Origin of the sequence: Pseudoalteromonas shioyasakiensis (assembly GCF_022398475.1) — a bacterium.
In the GTDB taxonomy this organism is placed as follows: Bacteria; Pseudomonadota; Gammaproteobacteria; order Enterobacterales; family Alteromonadaceae; genus Pseudoalteromonas.
The window spans coordinates 1-9569 of the sequence record NZ_JAKEVM010000160.1 but is presented as its reverse complement, the minus strand read 5'-3'; the positions used below and the strand labels follow the sequence as shown (position 1 = coordinate 9569).

Sequence of the window (9569 nt, the reverse complement as noted above, 5' to 3'; positions counted from 1 at the left end):
ATTCAGCCGTAATTAAGTTTGTTATTTGAGCAATTGTTATGTATGCTTGTCTAAATAACACAAACAAGGGTTATTCTCATGCGTGCTTTTAAAATAGGGATCTTAATCGCGTCCGCACTTACGGTTGCTGCGTTTGTATCTTTCTCATCTGCTGATGAAGACGACTTTTTAGCAGCGGCGTCTGGCTGCTCATGCAATACGCTTAACGCATCATCATCTTCTGCTCAATGTATGAAAGCAGAACAAGAAACAGGATGGTTTTCTTGGTTAACGGGTGATAGCCGCAGCGCTCAGTTCCATTATCTTGATTTACTTGAGTTATTAACAAGTAGTGAAGAGTCTAAGAAAGTTAGCGGTTTAGGTTCTAAGTTCTAAATCGCATGAACAAATTCATTAGTGCATTACAAAGTGTCTTTGCGGCATTTTTTGGTGTGCAATCAGAAAATAAGCGTCAAGCTGACTTTAAAGAGCACTCGCTCAGTACTATTATCGTCATTGCGCTCGTTTTATTCAGCCTGTTTGTAGCAGCGATTTATTTCACCGTTTCTTTGGTGCTAAATACATAGCCATTAGCTCATTCACTTTATTACGTGAACCGCCCTTCGGGCTAATCGTGCGTTTTACCTGAATTTCATCCAGTGATGCTTGGCTGTAGATCTTACGAGTCCACACCGTATCGTGGTTAGAAATAAGTACCGGCGTGTTATTTTCGAATGCTGCTTGCTCAGCTAAATTCGCCAAGTTTGCTTGATCATCTAAATTGAAACCGCCTTTAGCGTAAGAAGTAAATGATGCAGTTTTACTCAAAGGCACATAAGGTGGGTCGCAATACACAACCGCATTATTAGGAATGAGCTTAAAGACCTCGTCATAACCTAAACACGTAAAGGTGGCTTGCTGAGCTTTTTCAGCAAAGAAGTGCATTTCTTTTTCAGGAAAATACGGGCGCTTATATTTACCAAAAGGAACGTTAAAAATACCTTTAAGATTGTAGCGGCACAGACCGTTATAACCATGACGATTCATGTATAAGAATAAAATTGCGCGCTCATACACATCGCTGCTCTGATTAAACTGAACACGGTACTCATAATAGGCTTCAGGATGGTTATTGAGCTCTACAAATAGTTTTTTTGCATCGCTGATAAACTCGTCAGGCGTGCGCTTTAGCTCAGTGTACAGGTTGATCAGATCCGCATTAATATCATTTAAAATATAATGCTTAAAATCAGTATTGAGAAATACAGAGCCAGCACCAACGAAAGGTTCAACTAAGGTGTCAGCATCCATACTCGCTTGCTTCAAGCGGGTACGAATATCTTCAACTAGGCTGTATTTTCCACCCGCCCATTTAAGGAAGGCTCTGGTCTTTTGCTGCATCTGCTCTTAACTTCAATTCGGTGTTGCGCGATTTTACACTAATCAGTTTTAATTTACTGATTTAGTGAAGCGATTTCTTGTTTAATTTTACTTATTTTTTTATAAAACGGCTGATTTTTACGCACATTATCAGAAAGTGTTGTTACGCCCTTCTTAGCATCATTCAGTGTGGCATAACTGCCATAAGTTACAATCCACCACGGCTTACCGCTCCGTAAGCTTTGGTAAGTATTTACCTGCCCTTGCAAGCCATTTTCATTAATAAACTTATCACTGATCTCTTGCTTAGTGACCGCTAGTAATTGGATTACAAAATTGTCGTCTGGCTGAGACAAATACCACGCATTCCCTGCTAATGGCTGCTCTGGCTCAATTGCAGACTCGGCTTGCTCAGCATCGCTGATAATAGCTGCTACAACTTCATCTGTCGTTGGTTGCTCAGTCTCTTGTGTAACTGGCTCTACTGGCAAAAGGCTATCAACAATCGCAGCCACGTTATTGTTGTGACTTTCATTGTCATGGTTTTTACTGTCAGAGCCATCAACTGGCATCTCGGCAGCCTGAGTCGTGTTGTCATCATCATTAGTAGCAACTGGCTGCTGTGCTGGAGGCTCATCTTGAGCTTGTTCTGTAACGAGCTCTTTACTCTCTACAGGGCCATTAACTACTGCTTCTGCAGGTAATGCAGTTGCCACAGAGCTTGTTGTATCTTGTTGGTAATGTGCTTTCCACCACTCGGTCATATCAGCTTTATATAAAAAGCCAATGATCAGCAGCATGGTTGTGATTAAGAGCAAAATTATATAAAGCAGTTTATAGCTTTTCTCGGGTGCGCGAATATCCGCAGTTTGCTGTTCAGGCTGCCAAGCTAGCAATAAGGCAGGGTTACCATGCGCTTCTTGTAAAAATGTGCGAAAAACTGGGTCTTCTTCAACAGGGAGGTTATCGAAAAACCAACGCATAAGTTGCTTACTTTCGCTCAAGTTAAGCGCTTCAAGGTGAATTTCGACCGCTTGGCTAAACTGGCCGACCGATTGTGATGCAATCAATATGTATAACGTGCTCGGGCTTTGCTTGGCAAGAATTTCTAATTGCTGAATTAACTCTTCAGATAAATGACGCCCTCCATCAATCACCCATAAACAATCACCACAAGGCTGTTGCTTATAGAGTTGATAGAAGTTTTCAGACAAACTCAAAGAGTGATCAATTAGTGGGTTGCTAAAGCTTTGTTCTAACAGTTCAGTCATAAACTGTTGGTCGGTCATTTTTCCAGACAACTGAACAAACGCTTTATTAAAGTCGAGGTATTTATCAGTAATGAAGGTTTCTAATAAATAGCTTTTACCAAGGCCTGACGGGCCAAGTAAGCAAATTAGATTTTGCCCATATTCAAACTGCAGAGCGATTCGATCAACTAGCGCAGCACGGCTAGGCAATATTTGCGATTGCATTAGCGCGCTATTAAATCACAAACCTGCTGATCAGTAACATCACTTACCAGCGCACATTGACCAAATTGGGTAGGAAGAATAAAGCGAATAGTGCCTTTTTTGTTTTTCTTATCTTTACGCATATGCGTTAAAAACTGCTCGCTTGTCATTTCTGCAGGAATATCGACTGGTAAATCATACTCAGCAATCAATTTAACAATGCGTTCAACTTCTGTAGCAGTTAAGTCATCACGGGTATGTGCAAGGCGTGCTGCCAGCACCATACCTGCGGCAACGGCTTCGCCGTGTAGCCAATTACCGTAACCCATTTGTGCTTCGATAGCATGTCCAAAGGTGTGCCCTAGGTTAAGTAAGGCGCGTAACCCTGCTTCTTTTTCATCTTGTGCAACAATCAAGGCTTTGATTTCACAACAACGGTAAATCACATGCTGCAATGTTTGCTCATCAAGTGATTTAAGGTTAGCGATATTTTGCTCTAGGTAAGCAAATAATTCAGTGTCGTAAATAAGGCCGTATTTAATGACTTCTGCCATACCGGCTGCGAATTCACGCTCAGGTAAAGTATGAAGTGATTGCGTATCGATAAACACGGCTTGTGGTTGGTAAAACGCACCAATCATGTTTTTACCAAGTGGATGGTTTACTGCCGTTTTGCCTCCAACCGATGAATCCACTTGCGAAAGCAAGGTAGTTGGTACTTGAATAAAAGGCACGCCACGTTGATAACATGCAGCAACAAAACCCGTTAGATCACCTACAACACCGCCACCTAAGGCAATAAGGCATGTATCTCGACCACAGTTATGTTCAAGTAAGAACGCCGATATCTTTTCAAACCACTCAAGTGATTTATATTGTTCGCCATCAGGGATGGTAAAAGATAACGGGTTAAGATCAACCAACGACGTCATTACATCATCAAGATATAAAGGTGCAATGGTGTCGTTGGTGATAATGATAGGTCGACAATCGCCGATGTGCTCGCGTAGTCGACCAGTCTCTTTAAGAGCAGATTGACCAATATAAATAGGATAACTTCGCTCGTCCAAATTAACTGTTAATTCAAGCATAGCTAGTTTCCTTTTTATTATTGGTTTTTAAAAATCTAATTTCTCGATGATTTGATTAGCAACAACTTTCGCGCTTTGCTCATCAGTGCGGACAACAAAATCAGCAACTTCTTTGTATAACGGTTCGCGTTCTTCAGCTAAGCGTTCTAATACATCACGCGGTGCTTCTTCTGTTTGCAATAATGGGCGACGCTTGTCGCGCTGCGTGCGTGCAACTTGCTTTTCGATTGGTGTCTCTAGGTATACAACGATACCGCGAGCAGATAGCTTGTTACGCACTTCTTTACTGATCACAGAACCACCACCAGTTGCAAGAACAATACCTTGCATCTCAGTTAGGTCTGAAATTACAGTTTCTTCACGAAGTCGAAAGCCCTCTTCACCCTCAAGATCGAATACCCAAGCAATGTCTGCTCCAGTACGACGCTCGATCTCTTGATCTGAATCGAAAAATTCAAGGTGTAATTGGTCAGCAATGTGACGACCAATTGTGCTTTTGCCAGCCCCCATAGGGCCCACTAGAAATATATTACGTTTCTCAGCCATATCTTTTTAGTACAAACGAACTCTAAAATTTGAAATAAAACCCCGCCTAACGACCTGGCCCCAAAATTAAGGAGGGGATTATCTCAGTAATTGCTTGGGTATTTCAAGTCAATTAGCATAAAAAGCTAGATAACGAGCAATTAAACATGCTAATTGCTCGTTGCTTAAGAAAAAATCACTTAATCGATTTGAATTTTTGGTGTTACAAAGATTAACAGCTCTTTCTTCTCGTTAAATTCACTCGTACTTTTGAACAATACGCCTAAGTAAGGAATATCGCCTAACAGAGGTACTTTCTTAGTTGAGTTAACGATTTGCTGTTGGAAGATACCACCAAGCACCACAGTTTGGCCGTTTTCTACTAATACCTGAGTTTGAATTTCTTGGGTATTAATTGCTACAGCAGAACCTGTTGGTGTTTGTACTGTATCACCACGCGTGTCTTGCGTGATAACGAGATCTAAAATCACTTTGTTATCAGGGGTGATATGTGGCGTTACTTCTAAGCTCAATACTGCTTTTTTGAAGGTTACTGTCGTTGCACCACTTGATGCTGCTTCAACGTAAGGGATCTCAGTACCTTGCTCAATACGGGCTTTTTGTTGGTTAGCCGTCGTAATACGAGGACTTGCGATAATCTCACCACGGTTTTCTTCTTCAAGGGCACTTAACTCTAAATCTAATATAGTGCCGTTAGCTAATTTAGCTACTTGAACACCAATACTACCCGCAGGGCTAGAAACCGGTAAGTTAACATTCAAGCGGTCAGAAATACTTGGGATATTATCGTAAGAGCCAGCACCAAACATGCCACCAGCGCCCTCTAATGTGCCAGAGATAGCACCGTCGCTACCTACATCGCTGATACCCCAGCGCACACCTAAGTCTTCTTGCACATTATCATTCACTGTTACCATACGTGATTCAATCACCACTTGCTTAACAGGAATATCTAAAGTTTCCACCATACGGCGCACGCTTTCGATGCTTTTCGCTGTATCTTTGATAAGTAAGGTATTAGTACGTTTATCAACAGACACACTGCCTCGCGCAGAAATAATGCTGTTGGTGTCTGTTTTCAATAAGTCAGCAAACTCTTCTGCTTTAGCATAGTTAAGGCGGATATATTCACTGTAAAGTGGCTCTAAATCCTCAACTTGCTGTTTTGCCTTAAGCTCTTTTGCTTCACGTGCGGCAAGTTCTTCTGATGGTGCAACCATCAAAATAGTACCGTCCATGCGCTTATCAAGACCTTTAATTTTAAGCACAACATCAAGTGCCTGATCCCAAGGAACTCCATCTAAACGCAATGTGATATTACCTGTAACTGAGTCACTGGTTACTAAGTTAAACTCGTTATAGCCTGCAATAATCTGTAACACAGAGCGAATTGGAATATCTTGGAAATTAAGGCTCATTGGGCGACCTTGATATTCAATACCGCCTTCGAGGTAGGCACGCTGTGTATCATCTTTTTCAACAGTTAGCGTAAAGATATTTTCAATTTGTTGGTGAGTAAACTTAAACGCTGCATTTGGCTCAACCACAATGCGCGTCATATTACCTTCTTTGAAGGTTTCGATGTTACTTACAACCGTACCAAAATCCATCACATCTAATTGATACAATAAGTCGTCTAAAATATCAGTGTGGTGGAACTCAGCAATAATTTTGCCGCCACTCTCATGAACATCAATTGCTGCTTGCGTATCTTGTAAAAAAACTAAAAGACGTGCTTCGCCTTTCTCACCACGGCGAAAATCAATCGACTGTACTGTATTAATAAAGTTGCTAGACGCTGTCAGTCCATCCGCTGAATCATCCGTTGCGATTGGGTTATCTGAAACATGCAAAGTAACGATATTGTCTTTCGCCATTGTTTTATAAATTTTTAGCTTATCTAACGTTACAACAACTTTTAAACCGTCTGCGGTCAAGGTGCTGGTTACATGCTGGATACCTGCTTGGTTAACTGGCACATCACGCACTTCATTATCAACACCTACATTACTGAAAAGCATTTCAATACGAGCAGGGGCGTTATATACCTGAACTTTTGGTTCAAATGTTAGCGCTTCATCAAATACTAGCTGTAATTGTGTTTCACCTTTCATTAGCGGGTTATAACGTACGTCATACAGTAAAGGGGCAGCGATTGCTGTCTGCGTCAAAATTAAGGCTAATGCAGCTAACATGAATTTATGCATGTGTTTTAACCAAGCCATTCCTTTATGCATCTTCTTTTTACCTTTCATAAGATTAACTTGCACCATTTGTTTCCGCCTCTAACATTTCTAGCTTAGTCAGGCGCTCTTTCCAACAACCAGCCCCATCCGGGATTAATTCTAATAATTCTATATAATTGTCGTGCACTTGTTTAATTTCACCATGATACAAACCAATATAATTACCTACAGTAACTCGATAAAGCGTATCGTCTGCAGCTTTTATCAGCGCCCACGTATTACCAACACGGCCAATAGTTCCTTGCATAACAAGGTTATCTAGCGGGTACTTTTCAAGTGGTTGACGAACACGATCAGGGTCTGGGTGTAAGCAGTTTTTAACTTGCACTAAATTGCTCTGAATAATTTCCGGTTTAGGCGCCACAAATGGACTACGTAATTTTCCGGCATTATAAGCAAAGTGCTCGAACTTAGTGATCTCAGGAATCGGCTCAACTTTAGGTGTTGTACTTGCTTTAACCTGATCAATAAACTCTTTTTGTTCTGAAGTATCATCATTACACGCGCTAAGTACAAGTGTCATGGCAATAATTAAGGGAAGCTTTTTCATTTTTTAGTGCCCCCTTCATAACGATAAGTCTTAGCAACAACACTAAAAGTGAGTTCATTATTGCCGAGAGTTTGAATAGTAAAGTCATGCAAACTTACAATTCGCGGTAACTGAGCAACTTTACCAACAAATTCACCAAATTCATGGTACGTCCCGACGACTTCTATTTTAATTGGCAGCTCTGTATAAAACTCTTTTTCAACTTCAGGTAACCAGCCAATTTTCAAAAACGTCAAACCACTAGTAGTACCAACGTAAGATAAGTCATCTAACAAACCAGGTGTCTCGTTCGAGGTTGGTAAGCGTTTTAAAAGCTGCGAGAACTTATCTTCCATCTCAACCATTTGCTGGCGATAAATCTCTAAATTACTCGCAATAGCATATTTTGCTTTGTATGTTTGGCGTAGCTCGGTTTCTTTGGCTACGGCACTGTGATAACTGGCGATTTCGTCAGAAACTAATAAGCTGTAACTAAAGTATAAAACCAGCGCAGCCACAAACGCACAGCACAGAGCTTTAACAGCAATAGGCCAATCGCCCATGTTTTCAAGCTCAATTTCATTCCAATCTATGTCTGTTAACGCTTTGATATCAAGGTTCATTGCGTGCCTCACCTATCTGATCAAATGGTTTAACGTAAAAATCCATATTAAAGTCACTCAATAATCTTGAGGTTTGTTCACCTGCGACAATACCTTGCATAATAGGTCGTTCTAATAAATATGAGCTCTGAACTTGACGCAGCATGGTAGATAAACGGTTATTTGATTCACTGCGACCAATTACATGAATGCGGTCATCACGACGTTCAAGTTTCGTTAAATAAACCCCAGCAGGAACAATCTTGGCGACTTCATCCATGATTTGTGTACCTAGGTTACGGTTACTTTGTAGCTCTTCGATTAGACGCATACGCTGTTGTAAGTTTTCTTTTTTCTTATCAAGTTCGTTAATTTCACGGATACGTTGGTTCAATAAAGCTATTTCTGTATTCAAAAAGTTATTTTTTACATTTTGCCCATCGCGTAATCCGCCATAAAAAGAACTTAGTAAATACATACTTAAGAAGCTAACGACAACAACGCCGAATAACACAGTAACGAACTTATTTTGTGAGTCTTTTCTTTGTTGTTCGCGCCAAGGCAGCAGATTTATATGTGGCATGATGAAAAGCTCCTTAATGCCAATCCTGTGGCTATCGCAAATTGAGTGCGGTGACGCTGCAACATATTGCGATCAATCTTTGGCGAAATTTCAATGTTAGCAAATGGCTCTGCAACAACAGTGTGAATGCCTAGCTCTTCAATTAGGAGCCTATCTAAGCCTTCGATCATAGCAGTGCCGCCAGTCAGGACAATGTAATCAACTTGATCTTTACCACTGGTTGTTAAGAACATCTGCACTGCACGACGAACTTGTTGCAATAATGAAGTTTGGAATGGGGCTAAAACTTCGAAGGTATAATTTGGTGGTAAGTCACCCGTTGTTTTACCAATTTCAGCTTCATCAAAGCTTTTGTTGTAATACGCAACAATGCTATTGGTATACTGGTCGCCACCAAATACTTGGTCACGGGTGTAAATTGTTTCACCTTCTTGTACAACGCTAACAAGCATCAGCACAGCACCAATATCAACCACAGCGACACATTTATTGTATGCATCACTAGGTAATTGTTGATAATACACATCCATTGCTCGACTTAGCGCATAAGTTTCTACATCGACAACCGCAGCTTTTAAGTTGGCTGTTTCAAGAGCACCAACTCGCGCTTGCACACTTTCAGTTCGCGCAGCAGAGAGAAGAACATTCACTTTACTTGGATCAGCTTCATTGATGGCAAGTTTTTCAAAATCGATATTTACTTCATCAAGTGGATATGGGATTAAACTATCAGCTTCGATGGCAATTTGTGACTCTAATTCAGCATCTGTTAATGATACATCCATAAAAATCACTTTCGTAATTACAGTTTGACCTGAAACAGCTACTGCTGCGGTTTGCACTGATTTAGGAATTTTTCTTTTTAGTTTAGCGATAACATTACCTATCGCTTCTATGTCTTGAATAGAACGCTCAGACATAGCGCCTTTAGGCATAGGTTCAATAGCTAAAGCTTCAAGCCGCAAACCTGCGTCTGTCTCTTGCAACAACACTGCTTTTATACAGTGCGATCCGATGTCGATTCCTACCATCATAGATGAAGGCTTTTTAAATAGCTGACTTAGCATGTTTGCAACTTGGCCTTTGTTTTAATAATAAACAAGTTATAATTTTTATCTGAAAAAATATTATTCATTTTTTAATCAATATATACTAGCAG

11 protein-coding genes are annotated in these 9569 nt (G+C 40.6%); 2 read left to right on the top strand and 9 right to left on the bottom strand.

Annotated features, from left to right (window positions below; translation table 11 throughout):
- Window positions 1–78: 78 nt before the first annotated feature.
- Together L1D51_RS18985 and L1D51_RS18980 are read left to right on the top strand one after the other, a co-directional pair.
- Window positions 79–375 (top strand): hypothetical protein, encoded by a 297-nt coding sequence (locus L1D51_RS18985; RefSeq protein ID WP_054552801.1) that lies wholly within the window; start codon window positions 79–81, stop codon window positions 373–375.
- A 5-nt stretch (window positions 376–380) separates the two neighbouring features.
- Window positions 381–566 (top strand): DUF2970 domain-containing protein, encoded by a 186-nt coding sequence (locus tag L1D51_RS18980; RefSeq protein WP_054563341.1) that lies wholly within the window; start codon window positions 381–383, stop codon window positions 564–566.
- Here the strand turns inward: L1D51_RS18980 and L1D51_RS18975 are convergent.
- The 9 genes from L1D51_RS18975 to L1D51_RS18935 form a co-directional block, all read right to left on the bottom strand.
- Entirely contained in the window at window positions 538–1380 is an 843-nt protein-coding gene (locus L1D51_RS18975) for a Dam family site-specific DNA-(adenine-N6)-methyltransferase (RefSeq protein WP_054563340.1), read from the bottom strand. The genes L1D51_RS18980 and L1D51_RS18975 overlap by 29 nt on opposite strands.
- Window positions 1381–1433: 53 nt before the next feature.
- A complete protein-coding gene (locus L1D51_RS18970; protein ID WP_239964513.1) occupies window positions 1434–2834 on the bottom strand; it encodes an AAA family ATPase in 1401 nt (466 codons plus the stop codon).
- Window positions 2834–3904 carry a 3-dehydroquinate synthase gene (aroB, locus tag L1D51_RS18965; protein WP_055197507.1) on the bottom strand — a complete coding sequence of 357 codons (1071 nt, stop codon included), beginning with the start codon at window positions 3902–3904 and terminating at the stop codon, window positions 2834–2836. The genes L1D51_RS18970 and aroB overlap by 1 nt, the downstream gene beginning before the upstream one ends.
- A 27-nt stretch (window positions 3905–3931) precedes the next feature.
- Window positions 3932–4450: a shikimate kinase AroK gene (aroK, locus tag L1D51_RS18960; protein WP_036973192.1), complete on the bottom strand. Its 519-nt coding sequence runs from the start codon at window positions 4448–4450 to the stop codon at window positions 3932–3934.
- Window positions 4451–4629: 179 nt separating this feature from the next.
- Window positions 4630–6723 (bottom strand): type IV pilus secretin PilQ, encoded by a 2094-nt coding sequence (locus L1D51_RS18955; RefSeq protein ID WP_082401713.1) that lies wholly within the window; start codon window positions 6721–6723, stop codon window positions 4630–4632.
- Entirely contained in the window at window positions 6710–7246 is a 537-nt protein-coding gene (locus tag L1D51_RS18950) for a pilus assembly protein PilP (RefSeq protein WP_054563337.1), read from the bottom strand. The genes L1D51_RS18955 and L1D51_RS18950 overlap by 14 nt, the downstream gene beginning before the upstream one ends.
- A complete protein-coding gene (locus L1D51_RS18945) occupies window positions 7243–7848 on the bottom strand; it encodes a type IV pilus inner membrane component PilO (protein WP_054563336.1) in 606 nt (201 codons plus the stop codon). Before L1D51_RS18945 ends, L1D51_RS18950 begins: the two co-directional genes overlap by 4 nt.
- On the bottom strand, window positions 7838–8410 hold the full coding sequence (locus L1D51_RS18940; protein WP_055197505.1) for a PilN domain-containing protein: 573 nt from the start codon (window positions 8408–8410) through the stop codon (window positions 7838–7840). Before L1D51_RS18940 ends, L1D51_RS18945 begins: the two co-directional genes overlap by 11 nt.
- Window positions 8398–9477, bottom strand: coding sequence for a pilus assembly protein PilM (locus L1D51_RS18935; RefSeq protein WP_054563334.1), 1080 nt, complete (start codon window positions 9475–9477; stop codon window positions 8398–8400). Before L1D51_RS18935 ends, L1D51_RS18940 begins: the two co-directional genes overlap by 13 nt.
- Window positions 9478–9569: the final 92 nt, after the last annotated feature.